The sequence below is a fragment of the Paenibacillus sp. sgz302164 genome (genome assembly GCF_056120505.1).
Map to the genome: position 1 here is coordinate 190,531 of NZ_JBVYOL010000011.1, position 22,574 is coordinate 213,104.

A 22,574-nucleotide genomic window follows, 5' to 3' on the forward strand; every position below is an offset into this window, starting at 1 on the left:
TATCCCGAAAAAAAGAGAAGTCCGCATTGGACTTCTCTTTTCATTGAATAAATTTGTAGCCGACTCCCCAGACCGTTTTAATATAACGGGGGGATTTGGGGTCTTCCTCGATTTTTTTTCGCAGATTAGTGACGTGGACGTCGATCGACCGGTCGTTAATGAACGAATCGATGCCGCGGATCGCGTTAATCAGCTCATCGCGGCTAAACACTTTTTCGGGCGATTTCACGAACAGCTTCATGATCTCGTATTCCGAATAAGTCGTTTCGATAGCCGTTCCGGCCATCATGATGACTCTGCGTTCCTCGTCCAAATAAATGGCGGCTTCCTTTTTCGCGGCGGGCTCGGCGGCAGGAGGATTGGGCATCATTTGCACTCTTCGCAGAACCGCTTGAATTCTCGCTTTCAGCTCCTGCATGCTGAAGGGCTTGCTGAGATAATCGTCCGCGCCGACTTGCAGAGCCTGAATGCGGGTATTGGTTTCATTTTTCATGGAAATAACGATGATCGGGGTTGCCGTTTGCGCCCGGATCGCTGAACAAAGATCGATGTCCTGGGCATCCGGCAAAATCAAATCCAGCAAAATGATATCCGGCGTATATGTTTTTAATGAAGAAAAGCCCGCTTGCGCCGTATCGGCACGCTCTACGAGGTATCCCTCTTCTTCCAAATAAAGCCGCAGCATCTCGCCAATGATATTGTCATCCTCAATGATAAGGACCTTAACCAATGTGATTCCCCCCGTTTCATAAGACAGGTACGTTAAAAAACTGTTAGTTTTGCTCATATTTTGCTAACAATTTGCCTAGTATTCATTATATATTGACGAAATTTGTAAGTCTATTATTGTTTATGTCGTTTCATCCATAAGTTCGCAGTTTCGATTAATAATTCAATTTGATTTTTCAATTCCTGCATAAAAGGCTCGATCCGCTCTTCCTCTAGAAAAGCCTGCTCCAGTTCGCTGGCCGCCTGAAATACGCCGTGAGCGGACAAAGTGGCCGCAGCGCCCCGCAGCCTGTGCGTGATCCGCCCCGCCGAATCGCGGTCCTGCTCTTCCAGGGCCTGTTCGATCTCGGCCGAAATTCCCGAGCACTCGGCAACAAGCGCTTCCAGCAGCGTAATAAACAGCTCTTTTTTGCCGTCCAGCCGCCGTAAAGCTTCGTCCGCGTCCAGAGGCAGCCTGCTGGCGGGCTCCTGCCGTTCTTCCCGGGCTGCTGCGGCGAGGGGACGAGCGGAGCGGTCCCACTGGCGGACCATCGAGATGAACTGCTCCGGATCGAGCGGCTTCATGATGATGCCGTTCATGCCCGCATCCAGGCAGGACTGATGCTGCTGCTTCGTCGTATCTGCCGTCAGCGCAAGAATCGGCAGGTCTTTGAACCTGGCGTCGGCGCGAATGCGCAGCGTCGTTTCGATGCCGTCCAGCTCCGGCATGTGCACATCCATCAATACAAGCTGGAAGGATGCTTCGTTCAAAGCCAGCAAAGCTTCATAACCGTTGTTGGCCGTAGTTACCGTGTAGCCCTGGCCGATCAGGATTTCGCGGCCGACGGTCTGGTTGATCAAGTGGTCTTCGACGAGCAGTATCGGCGTCCCACGGCCCGCTTCGGGAACTTTCGGGCCGAGCAGGGCCGCATAGTCCTCAACCGGCGCGGAGAGCAGATGCTGGATCGAGTCGCGCAGATCGATGAGGCTGATCGGCTTGATCAAAATTCGATCCGGCCTGAGCTCTTCAGGCAAAGCCTGGATGGCGTCCCGGCCGGCCAAAGAAGTGTAGACGAGCGTCCGCAGGTCTTTGCGGTCCGCTTCGCGCTTCATGCTTTGCCAAGTCTCTTCGCCGTGCATATCGCCGGCCTCCATATCGAGCATGAGCATATCCAGCGGCAGCTCATCCAGCAGCTGCATCGAGCGCTCCCACGAATCCGTTCCCGTCGAAGCGCATCCCAAAGTTTGCAGCAGCGCGATCAGATGCTCCCGCATTTGATCGTGGTCTTCGACAACGAGGACACGCTGCTGCAGGTGGACGGCCGGGTCTTTGGCCTCGTCTTTTTGCAATGGAAGCGTGAAGGTGAACAAGCTTCCTTGCCCTACTTCGCTTTCTACGTTCAGCGTGCCGTTCAGCCGCTCCAGGATGCTTTGGACAATGACGAGTCCGAGCCCGGTGCCGCTGTATTTCCGGCTTTTTGAGCCGTCAACCTGAACGAACGGCTGGAAGAGCTGGCGCAGCTGCTCCTGCGTCATGCCGACGCCGCTGTCCCGCACGGAGCCCTGCAGCCATACGGTGTCTCCGTCCTCCTCCAGCTTGCGGATGCGCAGCTCGATGAGGCCTTTTTCCGTAAATTTAACCGCATTGCTGGTCAGATTGAGCAAAATTTGATTCAGCCGGAACGGATCTCCGATATAGCGTTCGGACAGACAGCCATCGATATCGATAATCATATCGACCGGCTTATGCCCGAGCAGCACGCTCAATGTGCTGGACAGTTTTTGCACGGTTTCCCCGAGTGAGAACGGTACGGACTCCATGTTCATCTTGTTGGCTTCGATTTTGGAAAAATCCAAAATGTCGTTAATAATTTGCAGCAAGGATTGCGAAGAGGTGATGATTTTTTCCATGTAATCGATTTGAATTTCGGATAAGCTGGATTTTCGCATCAGGTGGGAAAGGCCGATAATGCCGTTTAGAGGCGTGCGGATTTCGTGGCTCATCCGGGCCAGAAACATGCTTTTGGCCTGATTGGCCAGTTCGGCCTCTTCTTTGGCCTGGAGCACCTCGATCTGCATCTTTTTTTGTCCGGTCACATCGCGAACGATCGTGGAGTAATAAAAATCTTCCCCGGCCGTCGGATGAGCGACGATCGTCTGGTGTGTCGTCAGACGTTTCCCGGTAGATGTGATCACTTCGATTTCGTGCTCCCAATAGCCTTCTTGCTGCGCTTTCAGCAAGCCTTCGGTGAACTGCGCCATTTGATATGCGCTCATGTAGCTGTTGATGTTGGTGTCGAGCGGCTCCCGCTCGTTGATTTCGAACAGACGGATGCCCGCCTGGTTGATGAAAAACATATGGCCTTTCATATCGAAAGAGGCGATGCAATCGTGCGCTGAAGCCAGAATGCTGAGCAGGCGGTTGCGGGTTTCTACGCTTTCCTTGTCAACGGTGATGTCTTTTGCAATAAATACGAAGCCTTTGGGTGAATTGTCCTTATCGGTCATGATGGTGACATTGGCATTGACGGGCAGGCGTTCGCCGCTTTGCTTGATCCAGGTCCATTCTGTATCCGTTTCCAGATTGCGCAGCGCTTTGATCACAAGCACCGAGCAGTCGGCGGCGACTTTTTCCTTCAATTCCTCCGAATAGGCGCGGGCGCGCCGCTCCAATTGCTTCCGGTCCAGCCAGAGCAGCGGCGTTTTCTTGAACAGCACTTTCGCGGAATCGTACCCGAGCATTTCTTCCGCGCGACGGTCAAAATAAGTAATGCGGAAATCAAGGTCCGTGACGATCATCGCATATTGATTTTGCCGGAAAAACGTTTCGAAAGGCTCAAACAAGTCCCGCAGCTTCTCCATCATTTCGTTGACGGATTCGGACAGCACGCCAAGCTCGTCATGCGACGGGGATTCCAGCGGTTCGATATAAAAGTTGCCGCCGGCTATTGCCTCGGTCGCGCTGACGATAGGCTTGACCCTCCGGGTCACAAGCGAATTGACCGCCAGGTATATGCCCGTGAGCAGAACCGCTTCGGTCACAAGCACGATAACGATGGTATTCCATAATACGCTTTTGACGGGAGCATCAAAGGTGGAAGTCGCGATGGAAAGCGCCAGATGCCAGCTTGTATTGGGGACGTTTGCATAAAAAACGAGACTTTTCCGGTCGTTGATGTCCACTTCGAAATGGCCCTTTTCATGCTTCAAGGCTTCTTGAATGTCGGCTGTGGCCTTGGGGAAATCCTGCAAATAGTTGGTATTCGGATTCGGGATACTGCTCGAAGATGAGTTGTACAGGCCGCGTCCTTCCCGGTTGACGAGAATAAAGCGGCGGTCCCCGGTCTGATTGTCGACCCGCAGCTGTTGGGCAAACACTTTTTGGGCGTCCAGGGCGACTCCGATTATGCACGTTACCCGGTCGAGATCGTCAAATACGGGAACCATGATCGTCACGATGTACTGGTGATTGATCAGCCCGATATAGGGATCGGAAACGGCGGATCTGCCCTGCAAAGCTTTTTGAAAAACCGGAAGACCGGAAATGTCGGCCGTCTTTCCGTCTGTTGCCGTCAACGTCCCGTTCGTGTCCACAATGCCGAAATTGGAAAAGTTTTTCAGCTTGCCCTGCTGCAATTCCCGGGACAAGTAATCGAGTCTTTGCTGCAACGAACCGATGCGCATCACAGTGGTACGGCTAATGATTTCAATTTCGTCGGTTCGGACGGAAAAATAGTTATCCAGGTTCTGGGAGGCGACCTCTACGGTGTTAAGGGTTTGCTCGACCAGTTGGTCGTTGATTTTGGCGGTCGACAGCCGATAGTTCGTAAAACCGACCAGGCAAAGGGAGAGCGTAGTTCCCGCCATCAGCATGATCATCATTTTGATATGCAGCGATAATTTCATGAAAAAAGCCTCCTCCAATTCCTCATACTTCATATATCGTCATCTGGCGCTCACAATTGAGAACAATATAAGCAAGCCGGGCCGGAGAAGTTCAGCGCTCAAATGAACAAGCAGATATAATGAGTATAAACGATTATTGCAGGGCCGGCGTCATTCCCGGCATTCCGGCGCCGGCTGCGGCATGCGGGTTTATCCGCTTTTTGCGCGTCAAGTTGGCCGTCTGACATTTGGTTTAGCACGCTAAGCGCGATTGAAATGCAGCCTGGTTTAACGTCTGAAAACATGTTCATTGCCCCGAAACCCCCGCTTCTAGTATAAAAAAGGAGGGGCTCGCGGAACGATATCACAGCAGCGCGCACCGCAAATTGGAGAGGAGCTGAACAAAGTGAGAAAGAAGGCAAGTCTGTTGTTGGCAGCGGCCGTCATGACGGCATCGATCACCGGTTGTGCGAAAGATACGCCATCTGAAGGCGCGAAGCAAGCAGCGGAAACTGCAGGGAAGAAAGAGCCGGTCACGTTGAAAGTGGAAGTGTTCGACCGGGGGAATTCGCCGACCGGGGTTACCGTAACGGACAATCCATGGACGAAATGGGTTCAGGACAAGTTCGGCAGCCCGAACAACATCAAGATGGAATACATTCCTGTGCCCCGCAGCCAAGAGGTGGACAAGCTGAACATCATGATGGCCAGCGGCGACGCGCCGGATATTGTGTTTACGTACGATATTAAAACCGTTCAAAAATATGCGGACCAAGGAGGTCTGGCGGAGCTGGACGACACGTTGAAGGAGCATGGCGCGAACTTGACCGGCTTCCTCGGCAAAGATACGCTCTCCTACGGTCTATACAAAAATAAACAATACGCCATTCCGGCGAAACGGGTGTTTCAAGGCCGTTATTCCTCGTTTATCCGCCAGGACTGGCTGGACAAGCTGGGACTCCCGGCACCGAAGACGACCGAGGAACTGTACACCACGCTCAAAGCGTTTAAGGAAAAAGATCCCGGCAATACCGGCGGCAAAACGATTCCGATGGGAATGGCGCTTTCAGCCGCTTCCTATGACCTGCTCGTATGGTCAGGCGTAAAAGGCGCGACCGAGGAAGAAAAGGCGACGCTCACCCAGCAATTGTCGGGGCGCGAGTTCCCGCTGCTGCTGCCGGGCCATAAGGATGCCGTCCGCTTTATGAACAAGCTCTATAATGAAGGCCTGGTCAGCCCGGATTTTGCGCTGGACAAGGATAAGAAGAAGCTGCAGCAGGACATTATGACCGGGAAGGTCGGCTTCTATACGGAGGATGTCGGAAGCAGCTTCGGCGATACGCCGGGCATCTATAAAACGCTGCAAAAAAATACGCCTGGCGCGAAGCTGCTGCCGATCGACACGATTTCCAACGCGGAAGGGAAATACGCCAAGGCGCTTTATCGCCCGGCGGGGATGTTCATCATGATTCCGAAGTCGAGCAAGCATCAGGCGGAGGCGATCAAATATTTGAATTGGATGTCCCAGAAGGACAACCTGTTTACGCTAATGAACGGGTTCGAAGGCAAGAATTACACGCTGGAAAACGGGCTGCCTGTCGGAGTCGATTCCGAGGAAACGAAAAATTTGATGTATAACTCGTCGGACATGGCGATTATCTCCAACGGCAGAGACTTCCAGAATGCGGACAAAAATATGGAAGCCATGGCGATTGCCACTCCCAAGGAGTACCGCAGCGATTATACGCAATCGCTCAAAATTTCCATGACCGACGGCTTTAATGAAATCCGCTTCCATACTCCGATCGATTCGGAAGCGAAATACGGCAAGACGCTTCAGGAGAAGTATGAGACGCTGCTCGTAAAATGTATGCTCGTCAAACCGGATGAGTTTGACAAAACGTATGACGCGATGCTGAAAGATTACATGAGCAGCGGCGGCCAGGAAATCGTCGACGAGCGCAAAGCGGCTTATGCGGCGGAGAAGAAAGGAAAGTAAATGAACGGACAACAGGCGGCGCGGACAAGCGGCAATGTGCTGCCGAGCGCGCTGCCCGCGTCCTGATTTGCGCATGCAGGGAGGATGCGAATGCATGGACTGCAGCTTCCCGCATGCTTTCTTTTTGCCGTGAAGTTCATCATCTGGGAGGACTTTTATGAAAGCCATCGCGTATGCTCGCCGCAATTGGCAGTGGTATTTGCTGCTGCTGCCGCCAATTCTTTATTTTACCGTGTTTAAATACGGGCCCATGTATGGCGTCATCATCGCCTTTAAGGATTACAACCTTTTCAGAGGCGTGTTCGACAGCCCGTGGATTGGGCTCAAGGCGTTCCGGGAAATATTTCGCATGCATGATTTTTATGTCGCGCTGCGCAACACCTTTTTGCTGAACGGGCTTGATTTGCTCGTTTCTTTCCCGGCCCCGATACTGCTGGCTCTGATGCTCAACGAGCTGCGTACGGGCTGGTTCAAAAAAAGCTCGCAATCCATATTGTATTTGCCGCATTTTATTTCCTGGGTCATCATCGGCGGCATGGTTTACCAATTATTTTCCACCCAATCCGGGTTGGTGAACGAAGCGTTAAGCTGGTTCGGGCTTGGCCCGTATCCGTTCTTATCGGACAAATATTATTGGCTGCTCACCTATTTGGGCACCGGCGTCTGGCATAGCGCAGGCTGGGGGACCATTATTTTTCTTGCGGCTATCGCCGGGATCAACAAGGATTTGTACGAAGCCGCCGAAGCGGACGGGGCGGGGCGGTTAGCCCGGATTTGGCATGTAACCCTGCCGGGGATTCGGTCGACGATTGTAGTGCTGCTCATATTGAAGCTGGGGGACATGGTTTCCATCGGATTCGAACGCCCCTATGTGATCGGGAACGTTACGGTAAAGGAATTTTCCGACGTGCTGAGCACGTTTGTTTATAGAGTCGGTCTGGAGACGGGACGCTACACCATTGCGACGGCGGTCGGGCTGTTCCAGTCGGTTGTCGGGCTTGTATTTATTTTGTCGGCCAATTACGCGGCGAAGAAACTGACGCACCAAAGTATTATTTAGTGAGAACAATCGGAGGGAAGGAATGTGCATGAGCCCCAAAACGGCGAACCGCGTCTTTGATCTCGTAAATACGGCGGTGATTGCGCTGCTGCTGCTGTTCAGCATGGCCCCGTTTTTGCATATCGCAGCGATTTCATTAAGCTCCAACGCCCCGATTTTGTCCGGCCAGGTGACGCTGTTCCCGGTTGAATGGAACCTGGAAGCGTATCGCCGGGTAGTAACCGATTCGCTCATGCTGCGATCGCTTGCGTTTACGGCGGCGCTGACGGTGCTGTATACGTGCATCAGCATGCTGATGACCATTTGCGCAGCCTATCCGCTGACCCGCACCGGGCTGTGGGGACGGCGTCCGCTGATGCTGTTTATCGTGTTCACGATGTTTTTCAGCGGCGGGCTTATACCGGAGTATTTGCTGGTGAAAGAGCTGCATTTGCTCGATTCGATGTGGTCGCTTATTTTGCCGCTGCTCGTCAGCCCGTTTTACTTAATTATTATGATTTCGTTCTTCCAGTCGATCCCCAAAGGCCTGGAGGAATCCGCACAAATAGACGGGGCCAGCCCCATCGTCATGCTGGTCCGAATCGTGCTTCCGCTGTCCGGTCCGGTGCTGGCTACGCTCGGCCTGTTTTATGCGGTCGGCCGTTGGAACGGATTCACGGATTCGCTGTTTTATATTACGAACCCCAAGCTGTACCCGCTGCAGCTCAAACTGTACCAAATGATCAAGAACAGCATGATAAACGATCAGCTGCAGATGGAGGGGCTGAACTTCGTGCAAGTTTTGCCGGACAGCCTGAAAGGCGCCAGCGTCATATTCGCCACAGTTCCGATCCTGATCGTGTACCCGTGGCTGCAGCGATATTTTATTTCCGGCACGATGCTCGGCGCCGTGAAGGAGTAGTGGAGGCCGGCAGCCGGGCCGGCTGGCGGGCTGCGCGAGCGCGGGGCGTCGGAGCGGGTCCGAGGCGAGGCGGCGGGCGCTGGAGCGGTGCCGGGGCGGTTCGGCCCGTCCTGTCACCGATTGGCACGACAACAAAACCGGATCAAAACCCGGACTGCTGCCTCCCCACTGCAAAAGGCGGTACGGCATCAAGACCCAGACTACCGAACCTGCTGCGAAAGACATTGCGCGGAGCTGTAGGACGATCATACAAACATCCATAGATGAACGAGGAGGAGCAGGCATGAACAATTTGTCATGGATCCGCAAGTACGAGCCGGCTATTTATTTCGACCGGAACGAGCCGTTCTTGCCGGTACGCGTCGGCGTTACTTTGTTGAAGCCGGGTGAGCGTTCCCCTTCCTTTAACCGGATGGTAGATACGTACGACCGGCGCGTCGAGACTATTATTGAATATGCGATTTATTGGGACTATGACATTCAGCATCTGTATGAGCTGGAGCATGTGTGGGTTTTCGTGGGCCAGGACGGAGAGGTGCTTGACTGCGAAGCCAGCTTTCACGGCAAATTTCTGCGGGGATTGCTGGCAGACCGCAGCAATGTTGAGGACGGTACGCATGTCCGGCTGTTCAGCCAGCCGGGGAAGCATGCGATGCTGCCCGATGCGGACTGGTTCCAGCTCGTCCCGAAGCTGTACCAATGCACATACGAAGAGGCCGGAAAAGACGGCTTGACTGTACCCGGCTTTTTAGCGGGCATTGTGCACACTGACGAGGGGATCAACCGGATGGTTGAAGCTTACTTGAAGACGCTGGCCTTCCGGCCGGCGATGACGTTTAAGCGCTGCGAATGGTCGGACGCGCACTATGTTTCGTGGCCCGAGCTGCTTGCGGAAATTCCGCAGCGCATACAGGAGCAGCTGAGTGAAATCCGCAGCCTGCATATTATGTGAAAACCGCCGCTCTGGCAGACAGAGCGGCGGTTTTTTTGGTGGGCTGTCGAAAACCCACCCGCTTGATCCGGTAGCCCAATGCTGACTGTTTTTACGCGAAGAAAGCCAGCGAAGGTTAGGTTGTCAAGAACCTCCCCACCCGCCAGATCCGATAGCACAATACTGAAACTGGTTTTTGCGCGAAGAAAGCCAGCAGAAGTCAGGTTGTCGAGCAACCCCACCCGCCAGAGCCAATAAGCACAAACTGACTGGCTTTGGGCGAAGAAAGCCTGCAAAAGTGCAGTTTTTTGCACGTAGATACGCAGGCCGCGTAAAATTCCTGCAATTGTGCAGGCTTTTCACTGACGCAGGGGCTCAAAACTCATTTTCGTCGAAAATTCCTGCACTTTCGCAGGCTTTTTGCTAAAATGGGCCTTTTCCGTGGAAAATTCCTGCACTTTTGCAGGTTTTCCCCTCGGCCTGGCCTGCCAACCCGCCTCACGCAACTCCGCTAAGCTGCGTTCTATCCCAACGCTGCGTCTCGCCCGGCGGTGGGTCAGACCCCGGCAATACCCGGGTGGCTCCTTCCGGCACACTCAACCGAGTGCCTGGACTTTCTCGAACGATCCGACCGCCGCTCTGGCACTCAGAGCGGTGTATAGGCCGCGCGGGGCGGGCCACTTGCGCGGCCTTACGGCTGCGCCTGTGTTTGCATGATACGGCGGTAATCGCCGGGAGTGATGCCGACCACTTTTTTGAAAGTGCGTCCGAAAGAAATGGCATGCGTGTAGCCTACCTGCAGGGCAATATTTTGCACCATATCATCGGTTTCGGTCAGCATCCGCTTGGCATGATCCATCCGCAGGCCGACTAAATAATCGACAAATTTGACGCCGAATTCATCCTTGAACCGCTGGCTGAAGTAGCGGCTGTTCACCGTGAACTTGTCGCTTAAATAATGAAGGGACAAATCCGGATTGCCGTAATGGGCTTCGATAAAAGCTTTCATCTCGTGCATGATGGCGGCATAACGGCCGGACTCCCGAATCAAGGCGTACTCCTGGTACCATTCGGTTAAAACAAGACGGAAGCCGCTGCGGAATTCATCGACGGTTTCCGCTTCTTCCAGGACGGTCAGCATCCGCGGGTAAAATTGCTCGCACCAAGCCTCTCTTCCCTCGCCCGAGAAATCCTCGAATTCCCGCTTGAACATATGCGTCAGGCGGCGCATGATGCCGATGATCTGATTATCCTGGTACGGATAGCGGGTCAGGTGGTCGAACAAACGGTCAAATTCCTGTTCCCACACCAGCGCGGTCAGCCTGAATTGCTGTACGATCTCTCGAATGATTTCGTAATAGCGGTAGCCCGCCTCATCATCCTGCTGAAGCAGCCGCCTATCGTAGGCGATAATCCGGTTCGTGCCGAACGACATTTTATATTGCAGCGCCAATTGCGCTTCGTCCCAAGTGCTGCGGATGTCCGGCAAATCCTTCACCTGACTGCCCAGCCCGATAGTAACCGTCAGCCCCGGCTGCTCTGAAGCCCAGGAACGGAAAGCTTCCAGCAGATGCGAAAAATGGCCCACTTCCCCGGAGGTCAAGTGCAGTACGGCCAAACGGCGGCCCGTTACCCACTCGGTCCAGACGTTCAACCCGTTTCGTTCGGCCTGCTCGCCAAGCACTTGGCTCAGCTCGAAGCGCACGAGCTTTCTTTCCCGGGAGTTGTACTGTTTTTGTACATCGGGATAGTGATCGATTTCGATAATAGCGGCCGCAAACCCCTCAAAATCCGGGTTCATCCCGTACCCCGTCAAGCTTTCCTGCCATTCCTGCGCGGCAATCGCCCGTTCGCCCGTAATCAGGTCCTGGAACAGCTGCTTTTTCCGAATGACCCTGTCTTCCAGATGGCGCTTCTCGTAGAGGTTGGTCTGGTCAATCAGCTTGTCGAGCGCTTTGCCGATAAAATCGAATTCATCCTGCTTGCCGCCGGAAGCCGCAGCCGGTGCATGTATCGTTTGCATGCGCTCTACGATTTGCTCCAGCGGCTTGTAGTTTCGTTTTGTAGCGATGACCAAAAGGATACCGCTGACGATAAACACGATGATCCCGGCGGCAATCCAGATGATCGATAAGTACGAAGGCCCGCCCAGCATCGGCCATGCTTTCAATCCGCTGACGAACCGCCAGCCGGTATAAGCGGAGAGGTAGTTCGTTACGATTTTGCCGCTGAGTTTTTGCTCTCCCGGCAGTCCGTTTGGCTGTGGTGCGTCAATACGCACTCCATCGCTCCAAATTTCCAAATGCGTAATGTCATGATTGATCATGCGCTGGGCCAGGCCGATGAGCGAATCCGCCCGCACATTGACGACGAACAACCCGTCATTCCCGAACGGGAGGAGGGCGTTTTTGTAAAGAGAAATGACCTGTTTCCCCGAATCCAGTTCGCTTTCCCTGTAAAGTCGGACAGGCGACCACTTGCGTTCATCAAGAGACGGCTTGGCAGCCGCTTCTTCAATAAAAGCGCGATCGGGAAAACTGGACAGCTTGTCCGTCAAGCCCGGTGTCAGCACGAGTCCGTCGGACGCACGGTACAAATAAACCGAATCAATAAAAGAATTTTTACGCAGCCACGATTTAAGCTCCATGGATGTATCGTAGAGCACAAACCCGGAGTTACCCGTTCGCGTACGCTCAAAAAAATGCTGAATCTGCTGGTTCGTGTTCACTTCTTCCGCAACGTTATATTCAATTTCTTTTAGCGTCGTCTGTATGGTATCCGTCACGACCTGCATGGAAATCCGGCTTGCTTTTTCGGCTTCCTGCTTGAACACTTCGCTGACGCAAATAACCGTGATCAGGATCATGACGGACAGGGCGATGAATAAAATGGGGGAGTACGAGAGCAGCAACTGTTTGTACCATGACTTATTCACACACGCGTCCTCCTTCGCTTAAAACCAAAACCTTCCTCCTTCATTATGAGCCGCTATGTTTTCCCTGTGTTTTCGGGATGTTAAGATTTTATTGTCATGAAACGAGTCGACGCGGGCGAAATAGTTTTGGGGAAAGCGGGAGGACAAGGCGGGACAAAGCAGGGTCGGGGAGAGCAGGGGAGGGCGGGGATCTTTCACAGATTGTACAAACAATTCAGTAATTTTCGACAAAATTCGCTAAATACAATAATATACAAAATAGGTATAATGATGAATGCTGAATTCTTTGCATAATTATATAAAAATGGGGTGTTTTTTATTAAAAAAGCCAAATGAAGATTTTTAATTTATGTACAATTTTTTAAAAATCATTGTAAATAAAAGGAGTGTAAAGATGCAATCCTATAAGAGACTAACTAGGCAATTATTCATGCTTTCATTAATCGTAATCTTCGTGTTTGTAAATTCCGGAATTGTAGCGGCGCAAAATAATAAGACATTACCAATTCCACTAAGTGAAGAGATTAAAAATTATCGCAAACAAAAGCCGACCGAACCTAATGTCAAAGAAGAAGCAAGTGCTGAAAAAATGGATTCCAAACAAATTAACAGTTTGGAAAGAAAAATTCCTGAACTAATAGTCAAGTTTAAAGATGAAACAAAAGCTGAATCCAGTAAAACAAAAGTGATGAAGAAGTTTCAATTAAATGCGCTGGATACAATAGATAAAAAGAAGGTGAAAGGAAAATCGAATAAATTCAATAAGAAGACTGAGTTACTTTCACTTGACGAACAAGAAGATATTAATAAGTTATAGAAGAATTTAAGAAAGATCCTAACGTAGAGTATGCACAAAAGAACTATAAACTGCAAACTACCGTCGCGACGTCTGATCCGTTATTTAGTAGTCAGTGGGCATTGTTAAATAGTGGACAAAATATATCAGGGCAGAGTGGCTATTCCGGTATTGACTTAGGAGCGACAAGTGCGTGGGATATCACCACTGGGGATTCTAATGTTGTAGTTGGTGTACTTGATAGTGGTATTGATATTACTCATACCGACTTAAAAGATAATATATACATAAATTCGAAAGAAATCCCTGGGAATGGCATTGACGATGATGGTAATGGTTATGTTGATGATATAAATGGCTATGATTTTGTAAATAAAGACAACACGGTTTTTGATGGTGATTCATCTGATATTCACGGCACACATATTGCTGGAATAATCGCAGCCGGAACAAATAATGAAGGAATTATAGGTATTGCACCTAACGTTAAGATTATGCCTCTTAAATTTATTAACGGCAATTCCGGTTATACTTCAGATGCAATAGAAGCAATCGAATACGCAAAAACAATGGGTGTAAAGATAATAAACGCTAGTTGGGGGGGATTCGAATACAACCAAGCATTGTTAGATGCTATGCAGAATTCGGGTATTCTTTTTGTCAGTGCTGCTGGTAACAATGGCCAAGACATATCAAATAGACCCTTTTACCCTGCAAGTTTTAATATTCCTAACAATATCTCAGTTGCAGCAATAAACAATAAAGGTTCATTGGCCCAATTTTCTAATTATGGAACGGGAGTGGATATTGCAGCTCCTGGTGTTAGTGTCATGAGTACATTACCTAATAATAAGTACGGCTTTTTAAGTGGTACATCAATGGCAGCTCCTTTTGTAGCTGGGACTGCAGCATTACTATATTCCAAGGAGCCAGAATTAAACTACCAAACTGTAAAAAATAGGATTATGACAAATGGTTTAAGGCTCTCAACGTTGGTTGGTAAAGTTAATAGCGAAACAATGATTCAGGTTAATAATAGTTTAACTAATTCAGGAAATCTGCCTTATACGTTCAGGGATGACGAATCAGCAGATAGAGATGATTTATCGCTAGAGCAGCAATTGGTAGAAAACGGAATTTTGAAGTTAAAAACCATACCTGCTATGCCCGACTCCATGTACCCACAGCCGATCTCAGTTACGGGAGCAACTTATGGCGTAACAGAAACAACTTATCAGAGAACTAGCGCTATTAGTTCTCAAGCAACACCATCATTAACTATCAGCAATTTGAATGCGACATCTATGACTGTAAATGCAACATTCCCAATATCCGGACAATACGGAAATGGTTTATTCTACTATGATTATAAAAGGGAAAAATGGTACGATATTTCCGGAACTTGGTCTACAGCAAGCGGTACATATAACGTAAAAGACTTAGATCCTGGATCGATATACCTAGTGCAGTTAGTATGGTACACGGATAGCACAAATTCTTGGAATAGGCATGAATTATACCAGCAACCCAAAACACCTTATGATGGCCCAGAAGTATTATATCGAAAAGACGGTAGTTATGTTTTTACAAATCTTGAATCTTATGATTTAAATGTCATTAATTCAAGTAATCTCACGAGATGGTTAAATCATTTGGATGCTGCATACCTATCGTACAAAGATTTAACGGGAACCCCCCCTTACACCGGTCAGAAGATAGAGATCCGATCAACACGTAATGATCTCGGTGGAGCATGGGCTTGGGCAGGTAACCCGATTTTATGGAGCCAACCTTGGATCAAAAATCAGCTTTTGATGCGAACTATTATGATGACTGGTCCTTCGGAATTCTTATAAAACGGATTCGCAATGGAGTTATGATAAGACCTTTGCAGTAGGTAAGTATCATAACGATGCGCTTACCTATTGTTTTATACGACTTAAGGAAACTATAGGGTGGCAACCATTTAAAGACACTTTTAGAAACCTAAGCAAGATGCCATCTAGTCAGCTTCCCGCATCAAATATCGGTAAGTTTAATCTTTTCATGAGTACTTTGAAGTATTACTCTAATTATGACGTTCTTTCAACATTTACTTCCTCAGAAAAACAGTTAATTGGTAATGCACTTGGCGGTGTTGTTGCTTATGATGGATCTAATAATATAGCTAAACCAGATTGGTATAAATTTACTTATAACGATCCATTTGGAGAAAGTGTGGATGTATATCTTTCTGACATTGGTGGAAGTGCCGGAGAAAGTACGAAGTCCATTAAAGCAATAGCAAAACGCAGTAGTGAAACACAGTGGAATGAATACTTATTAACTAGTGGAAGTTGGTATAGTACTGGAGCCGTCTACGCTGGTGCACCTGGGCAAGCTGGAGGTATATCGGTAGCATCGGTCGAAACAATGGCGCTACCCAGTATCAAAGATATTCAGCAAGCCATTGAAGACAAAAAGAACGAACTAATTACTATGTTTTATGATAAAGTCGGAATTGATCCGTCTGAATTAACGGACGAAGATAAAAGGATGCTTACTCTAGGTATTGCTTATGGAGTAGACGATAATGTCTATTTTGGAGCAGCCCAATGGATATCACGAAAAACTGCGCCAGAAGATAACTACTATTACATGCGAGCGAAGGCATTTACGGATACTGTTTTTACTGCGGCATATACAATGGCTGCGGCGGGAAGTGCCGCGGCAGCAGCTCAGGCTTTAATTAACTCTGGTACGATGGGAGCAATGGCATTAGCGGCTAGTCCAACGGGTGCTGGCGGTGCTGCCTTAGGAACAGCTGCTGTAGAGGAATTAGCAAGAGCAGCAGCCATGTCTGGAGTTTCATTCATATCGGGTAAGATGGCTGCTCGATCACAAGGGATAGTTAAAGCTAGCGTAGCTAAACTTAAGGAAACGCTCGGATATAAGATTCGAAATGTTGCTGATGACATTCTTGATCGGATGGAAGCAGCAGGAGGACATACTTAAAAAAAACATGTTTCTATGACAAATAATGAATTAATAAATAGAGCTGTTACAGAAGTAGAAAATGTAACTTCTTTTACTGATAAAAGTACTGCGATAAAGGCTGTCCAACAGAATCTTCGAAAAAATGCAGGAAAAATTGAAACTTATTTAAATGATTCCTCAAATCAAAGCTACCTTATAGTCAACTGTTCTCATAGTTACGAAATTGGATACGGTGCGCAAGCAGGTTCTCAGCATATTACTTACGGTTTAACACAGTCTAGAATGTTTATAGTAAAAGACTCAACAATGGAGTTGGGGTTTAAAATTATTACCAGTTATCCTGTTTTTTAATTTCTAATTTTAGTATTTTGTAAACACATAAAATATAGCAGGTAAGGTCTAATATGACTTTACCTGCTATATTAAGGGGAAATATATATGACGATAAGAATAGAATTTAATAATCTCTGGACATACGATACTTCAATGCCCTCAAAAGAAAGAAAAGGAAAAGGAGGAGAGTTACCAATTGAATTTTTAAATGACACTGTTATGACCCATGTTCATGGGGAATTAAGCATTAAAATATCAGGAAGAGTAGTCCCACATATGGGAGTAGCTTCAGCAGATGATGTATGCATCGGATATTGGATTGAAATGCTTACAAAGATGCTTAAGTCATTTAATATAGGACATAAGATTTTTATCATAGAAGGGGGAGAACAAGGAAAACCGGCATATAAATTTGAAAAGCAAGATGACAATATTTATCTTTCAATTATAGAATCTATACTCGGTGGTAAGGGTGACCCTAATTGGATTCATGTAGAGTTCAGCTACCCAGACTTTATAAACGCATTTAATGAATTCAAAGAGTCTTTTTTAAAAGAAATCATGAAAGAAGCACCAAATATTTTTTCTCACTGGCATGCTAAATTTTCTGAATTTTTATGAAGAGGTACTGATATCAACAAGAGTAATTTTCAAACGATAATATACTTTTTTAAAGAATATCTAGATGGAATTAACGGCGGTGGAACATTCTCAATTGAACAGCTAATAGAATTTTTCGAAGAATTGGAAAAAAATGGTATTAAAACAAACATAACTCAAGAATTAAAACTTGCAGAGCTAGAGATGAAGCTAAATGATTGGGAGGTTAATTCGGAAATTCAAGGTTTATATAAGAAATATGGAAAAAATAGGACAAAAAATATTATCGGGAAGTTATTAAATAAGTTTCCCTGATGATCCAATAAGAAGTATAAAAAAAATGCCTAGTATGGGCTATTTCGGACCAGATGATGTAGATATTTTTGATTGGACAGACATATTTAAAATGCTGTTGAAAGAATTGCAAGTTTCAAATTTCAGCTCTTTCAATTATCAAGTACCAGAACAAGGAGGTCCAGTATATCATTTTACTCGTCAAGGAAATATGATTTATAGTTCAATTTTGAAGTCCGATGTTACCGGCGCTAAATCAAATCCTTACTGGCAAAATATACACTGTTTTTATGATGATCTGGTAGAAGAAATTAATAATTTTTATAGGGGTCTTTACTCAGAACTGAAAAAACAAATACCAGGAGAAGTAGAGAAACTATGGGAGAAACGAGGACCTGATAGACTACAATGATACTTCTTCGAGAGTCCATGACGAATGAGATGAGATACGAATTTTGTTAAAGAACTACGGTCCTGATAAAGTAATTTGGGATATAGATGATTTATCAAAAAAGCCCCCTTGGGGCGATAAGATAAGTACTGATATCACAAATTTATCTGATTATTTCGTTACTAGCGAAGGGAAAAACTTGTTTGAAGTTATGGTTAAAGCCATAGAACAAGCCAATCAACGAAAGTGTAACTTAGAAATCGAAGGTCTATAGTTTGTAATTCGTGGGTGTTGGATATTAATAAACACCCTTTTCTTTTGACCTAATCCAATGCTTGATTTGCACGAGTTGAAAGGACATAAAAAGAGATCCGAATATTGATGTGGGTTTTTATATTTTAACTTCTTTTCCAATATTCTAGGAAAGTGGGATTAGCGTGGCAAAGTTACTTAATTCCGGGTGTAAATTTTGAAGAAACACTCGAGGTGGTGAATAACTATAAGAATACTGAAGATGAAGAACATATTAAAGGACTTTTAAGGGAAGTAGAGTTGTTGCTTGAAAAAGAGGAATGGGATTTTGTGAAGGAATTTGTCAAAACTCACGGTATGCGGGTTTTAAATGCTGATAAACCTAAATTATTGATTGAAGTTATTATACGGGGGTTATCATAAAAAATTTTGCGATTCTTTCTTTAGATTTGATTCTCCATGTTCGCAGATATGTGAGCATGGAGAGTTTTTTCTACATGGATGAGAAATGGTTAAACAATGCATTAATTTGAGACTGTCAAGAAAAAATGTAACCTTTGAAATGCGAATCTAGCAAACGATAGTGCCGCGGCTTGATCCGGAGCCTCTTTAAAACCAAATACTATAAATATGTCCTTGAGATTGAAGAATGTAAGCGTCAAACCAATCACACCTGTTCGTAAGCAGAGCAATCCCTCATAATGAATCCATCATGTCAATGCTAGAACGCAAAAGTCACTGGCCAAGCGCAGAAAACCTGCAAAAATACATCTTTTTGCTCATGGATGCGCCGGCTTCGAAATATTCCTGCAATTGTGCAGTTTTTTTTGCAAATAATTGAACCTGGGGCCCTCCTGATCGGAAATTCCTGCACAATTGCAGGCTTTTTCTCCAAATGGGCCATTTACATAGAAAAAACCTGCACAATTGCAGGTTTTTCCCAATGCGCGCCTCTCACGACGCGCGTTGCGGCGCTGCCCGGCGGGTGGGCGTGTCGCCCAGCCGGCCTCTTCACAAAGCCGCGGCTGCGTAAAAGTTGCCGCGCGCCGGTTTTGCCGCGCCGCGCAGCTCCCCGCGCGCGGTATTGCGCTGCATGCCGCCGGCCTTGCCCCGCCCGCAGCTCCCCGCGCGCGGCTTCGCATCGTCGCCGCCCCGCACGCGGCTTTCACTCCTCCGCTTCGGAGAAGTGTTCCTTGCAAAAAGCCGCTACGACGGCTTCCTCGTCGTTTTCNGCCCGCAGCTCCCCGCGCGCGGCTTCGCATCGTCGCCGCCCCGCACGCGGCTTTCACTCCTCCGCTTCGGAGAAGTGTTCCTTGCAAAAAGCCGCTACGACGGCTTCCTCGTCGTTTTCCAGCTCGAAATCAAGCAGCTGCTCCGTGCTTTTTTCAAAAATCTCGTGCTTCACGATGCCCTCCCGGCTTTCCTCCACGCTGTAAATGACCCGCACGTACAGGCCTTTGTCCGTATACAGCTCGTCGTCTTCCGGAACCTCGATATCGATCAGGAACTCGTACCGCTTTCCGTTCAAAATGCCGAATGGGTCTTTAATAAATTCGACCGTATATCCGGTAATGGTCAGCATAAATGTTCATCTCTCTTCTATTCAAAATGATTCCTGCAAAAGCACGCCTTCCGGCAGCAGCGCTTCAACGTGAGCGCGCAGCGCTGCCGATTCGTGCAGCTCCCCGCCTAGTATCGCGATAATCCCGCTATCCTCGCGGGTACGGATCAGGCGGCCGATGCCCTGCTTCAGGCGCAGCAGCATATAGGGCAGATCCACCTCTGCAAAAGGGTCCGCCGCCGCCTGGCGCTTCGCCATAAAGACCGGATCGTGCGGCGGAAAAGGCAGCGACCACACGATTACATTGGACAGCGACGGCCCGGGCACGTCCAGCCCTTCCCACAAGCTGACCGCGCACAGGATGCTGGGCTCGTCTTGCTGAAACGCCGCGATCAAATGGCTGATTTCGCCGTCTCCCTCGAACCGGAAGCGCATATCCGCACACTCCGGGAAGCAGGCGATTTCTTTTTTAAAACGCTGCAATTCCTCCTGTGTCCGGAACAGGATTAAAGCTCTGCCTTCCGTACGCGCCAGCAATTGTGCGGCGGCTTGCATTTTTTCCGCGAATGTCCCGGCGCCCGAAGGCCATTTGGGAGCGACGACGCTCATTCGCTGCCGGTAATCGTAAGGCGAATCGACGGTGAAGGACAGGTAGCGCTTGACGCCCAGGCTGTTCACGACAAAGTCAAAGGAGCCGTCGACAGACAACGTAGCCGAAGAAAATACGATCGGCATCCGGGAAGCGAAGACCCGTTCTTTCAGCACTTCCTTTACCGTTCTCGGCATGATGACGAGGGTGAGGCCGGTTATGCTTTTCGACGCCCAGCAGATCGGATTTTCCTTCTGCCGGAACAGCTGCAGCGCCTTCTGCATCATCTCCATATGCTCTTCGACGATGCGAAGCTGGTAGTCGTCGAGCGTGAAAAGCTCGCTCTCAAACACAAGCTCCTCCTCGATGGTCGCGAGCAAAGCGCAAAACAAATCGATCTCGCGCAGCAGCGAATCGCTGACCTCGATCTGCAGCAGATTCGAGCCGGCTATCGGCTTGCACTGGCGTTCCAGCAGAGCGAAAAGCGACTCGCTTTGCTCGATCGCCTCGTCGATCCGCATAGCCAATGATTCGCGGATCTCCCCTTTTAACAGGCGGGTGATCAGCTCTTCGAATGCGGCATGCTTGAGCTTGTACGTCAGCGCTTTTTGCGCGGCGGATTCCAGCAGGTGGCCTTCATCGAAGACGACGGCGCAGTGGTCCGGCAGCAGCGGCAATTGGCCTTCCCGGCGCCGGCCCTCATACGTCCACACATGCTCCATGTAAAAATCGTGCGAACAGACGATCAAGTCCGCAGCGCGCCTGTAATGGTCGCGCGACAACGTTTGCCCGCAGCGGTGCCGTTTGTCGCAGACGAAGCAATCCTGGAAGGAATCCCAGCCGATTCGGTTCCAAGCGGTATCGTCCATATGCGGATAGTCCTTCCGGTCGCCGTAGGCGTAGAACGACTGCAGAGCCTCATAAGAATGAACGAAATCCGGCAAACGGTCGTAAAGGTCTTTGTACAGCTCCACATCCTCGTACCCGAACCTTGCGCTGTCAAGCTTTTGCAGGCATACGTACTGATCGGGGGATTTGGCCAGCCGCGCATCAACCGTCAAATTCAGATGCTGCGCCAACTTGGCAAGATCGCCCTGCGGCTTGACCAACTGCTCGATCAGCGATTCGTCCGCACAGGCGATAACCGCCGGTTTTTTCATATAGCGCGCGTAGCAGATCGCATACAGCAAGTATACGAGCGTTTTTCCCGTCCCGACTCCCGCTTCTGCGAAAATCGTTTGCTTCTCGGCAAACGCCCGTTCCAGCTGGAACGCCATATAAATCTGCTCGTCGCGCACCTCAAAGCCGGATTCCGGCAATATATCGTAAAACACATCCGCAACCCATTCGCCCACCTGCTGAATGAAAGGCTTGGAATGCTCATAATTAAAAGGATACCGCTCCACTGTGGCCGTGCCTCCATGATCGTAGTAATGAACAGTATATTATCACATGCTGCTGCAATAAAAGCAAAGAAAATAATCAATCACCGTTCATACTCCTGCGAATGAAGGCGCCGAGCCTTCCCGCTTACAGCTTTCCGCCGCTTTGTTTGACCTGGGCCGTGCCGTCCGGATGGCCGGTAATGACCAAATCGGCCATTTGGACGAACAGACCGTTTTCAACGACTCCCGGGAGCATATTGAGCCGGCTGTTCAATTCGGAAGGGGAATGGATCGCCGAAAAACGGCAGTCCAAAATATAGTTTCCGTTATCTGTAACGAACGGAGCTTGATCCGACTTCCGCAATACAGGCGTGCAGCCCATATCGGCGATTCGCTTGGCGGTAAGCTCCCAGCCGAAGGGAACGACTTCAACCGGCAAAGGGAACGCCCCCAAAGCCTGGACCATTTTCGTCTCATCGACGACGACAATGAAGCGGGCGGAGTACGAGGCGATCATTTTTTCCCGCAGCAGCGCGCCGCCGCCGCCTTTGATCAGATCGAAACGAGGGTTCACCTCGTCCGCGCCATCGATCGTAATATCAAGCGGAGCGGTAATTTCGGAAAGCTCCAGCAGGGGAATTCCCCATTCGCGGGCCAGCCGCTCGGTTTGCTTCGAGGTCGGCGCAGCCTGGATGCGCAGCCCTTCTTTCACCCTTTCGCCGATTCGGCGAATAGTCCAATAAGCGGTTGAACCTGTACCGAGTCCGATCCGCATTCCGTCTTGCACGTATTCCGCGGCTTTCTCGCCTGCAGCTTGTTTCCCGTCCATAGTTTTGTCCTCTCCTTTGATGAATTCCTTCCTTAATTATTGTAGCCGTTCCGGAGAAAATATTTCACCCAGCGCGAAGGTGTCCCGTTTCGCTTTGGCATGCCGGATCAATTGAAATCATGTTCATGATTGTATTTTACCTCTTCGGC

Annotated in this window: 17 protein-coding genes and 1 pseudogene; 12 read left to right on the plus strand and 6 right to left on the minus strand. The window is 49.0% G+C overall.

Going from position 1 to position 22,574, the window contains the following annotated elements; translation table 11 throughout:
- Positions 1-40 precede the first annotated feature (40 nt).
- On the minus strand, positions 41-730 hold the full coding sequence (locus tag AC0LWT_RS19675; RefSeq protein ID WP_474682956.1) for a response regulator transcription factor: 690 nt from the start codon (positions 728-730) through the stop codon (positions 41-43).
- Between the two features lie 113 nt (positions 731-843).
- A complete protein-coding gene (locus AC0LWT_RS19680; RefSeq protein WP_474682957.1) occupies positions 844-4,614 on the minus strand; it encodes a response regulator in 3,771 nt (1,256 codons plus the stop codon).
- A 385-nt stretch (positions 4,615-4,999) separates the two neighbouring features.
- Between AC0LWT_RS19680 and AC0LWT_RS19685 the strand changes: the two genes are divergently transcribed.
- From AC0LWT_RS19685 to AC0LWT_RS19700, 4 genes are all read left to right on the plus strand, one after another.
- Positions 5,000-6,592, plus strand: a complete 1,593-nt coding sequence (locus tag AC0LWT_RS19685; RefSeq protein ID WP_474682958.1) for an extracellular solute-binding protein — start codon at positions 5,000-5,002, stop codon at positions 6,590-6,592.
- A 157-nt stretch (positions 6,593-6,749) separates the two neighbouring features.
- Entirely contained in the window at positions 6,750-7,652 is a 903-nt protein-coding gene (locus AC0LWT_RS19690) for an ABC transporter permease (protein WP_474682959.1), read from the plus strand.
- Between the two features lie 28 nt (positions 7,653-7,680).
- Positions 7,681-8,553: a carbohydrate ABC transporter permease gene (locus AC0LWT_RS19695; protein WP_474682960.1), complete on the plus strand. Its 873-nt coding sequence runs from the start codon at positions 7,681-7,683 to the stop codon at positions 8,551-8,553.
- Between the two features lie 283 nt (positions 8,554-8,836).
- Positions 8,837-9,505 (plus strand): hypothetical protein, encoded by a 669-nt coding sequence (locus AC0LWT_RS19700; RefSeq protein ID WP_474682961.1) that lies wholly within the window; start codon positions 8,837-8,839, stop codon positions 9,503-9,505.
- A 670-nt stretch (positions 9,506-10,175) separates the two neighbouring features.
- Here AC0LWT_RS19700 and AC0LWT_RS19705 read toward each other — a convergent pair.
- On the minus strand, positions 10,176-12,419 hold the full coding sequence (locus AC0LWT_RS19705; protein WP_474682962.1) for a helix-turn-helix domain-containing protein: 2,244 nt from the start codon (positions 12,417-12,419) through the stop codon (positions 10,176-10,178).
- Between the two features lie 394 nt (positions 12,420-12,813).
- On the opposite strand from AC0LWT_RS19705, the gene AC0LWT_RS19710 reads away from it, so the two are divergent.
- From AC0LWT_RS19710 to AC0LWT_RS19745, 8 genes and pseudogenes are all read left to right on the plus strand, one after another.
- Entirely contained in the window at positions 12,814-13,236 is a 423-nt protein-coding gene (locus tag AC0LWT_RS19710; RefSeq protein WP_474682963.1) for a hypothetical protein, read from the plus strand.
- 101 nt (positions 13,237-13,337) lie between these two features.
- Positions 13,338-15,071, plus strand: a complete 1,734-nt coding sequence (locus AC0LWT_RS19715) for a S8 family peptidase (RefSeq protein WP_474682964.1) — start codon at positions 13,338-13,340, stop codon at positions 15,069-15,071.
- A 139-nt stretch (positions 15,072-15,210) separates the two neighbouring features.
- On the plus strand, positions 15,211-16,209 hold the full coding sequence (locus AC0LWT_RS19720; protein ID WP_474682965.1) for a hypothetical protein: 999 nt from the start codon (positions 15,211-15,213) through the stop codon (positions 16,207-16,209).
- A 12-nt stretch (positions 16,210-16,221) separates the two neighbouring features.
- Positions 16,222-16,542 (plus strand): annotated as a pseudogene (locus AC0LWT_RS19725) (RNase A-like domain-containing protein); the annotation flags it as partial.
- A gap of 87 nt (positions 16,543-16,629) precedes the next feature.
- Entirely contained in the window at positions 16,630-17,145 is a 516-nt protein-coding gene (locus tag AC0LWT_RS19730; RefSeq protein ID WP_474682966.1) for a hypothetical protein, read from the plus strand.
- 319 nt (positions 17,146-17,464) lie between these two features.
- Positions 17,465-17,830, plus strand: a complete 366-nt coding sequence (locus tag AC0LWT_RS19735; RefSeq protein ID WP_474682967.1) for a hypothetical protein — start codon at positions 17,465-17,467, stop codon at positions 17,828-17,830.
- 43 nt (positions 17,831-17,873) lie between these two features.
- Positions 17,874-18,083 (plus strand): Imm70 family immunity protein, encoded by a 210-nt coding sequence (locus tag AC0LWT_RS19740; protein WP_474682968.1) that lies wholly within the window; start codon positions 17,874-17,876, stop codon positions 18,081-18,083.
- A 152-nt stretch (positions 18,084-18,235) separates the two neighbouring features.
- A complete protein-coding gene (locus AC0LWT_RS19745) occupies positions 18,236-18,484 on the plus strand; it encodes a hypothetical protein (protein ID WP_474682969.1) in 249 nt (82 codons plus the stop codon).
- A gap of 862 nt (positions 18,485-19,346) precedes the next feature.
- On the opposite strand, the gene AC0LWT_RS19750 is transcribed toward AC0LWT_RS19745, so the two are convergent.
- The 3 genes from AC0LWT_RS19750 to rpiA form a co-directional block, all read right to left on the minus strand.
- On the minus strand, positions 19,347-19,643 hold the full coding sequence (locus AC0LWT_RS19750) for a DUF6509 family protein (protein ID WP_474682970.1): 297 nt from the start codon (positions 19,641-19,643) through the stop codon (positions 19,347-19,349).
- Between the two features lie 21 nt (positions 19,644-19,664).
- The gene (locus AC0LWT_RS19755; RefSeq protein WP_474682971.1) at positions 19,665-21,617 is read right to left on the minus strand and encodes an ATP-dependent DNA helicase; all 1,953 of its coding nucleotides are present in this window, start codon (positions 21,615-21,617) and stop codon (positions 19,665-19,667) included.
- Positions 21,618-21,741: 124 nt separating this feature from the next.
- The gene (rpiA, locus tag AC0LWT_RS19760; RefSeq protein WP_474682972.1) at positions 21,742-22,425 is read right to left on the minus strand and encodes a ribose-5-phosphate isomerase RpiA; all 684 of its coding nucleotides are present in this window, start codon (positions 22,423-22,425) and stop codon (positions 21,742-21,744) included.
- Between the last annotated feature and the right edge of the window lie 149 nt (positions 22,426-22,574).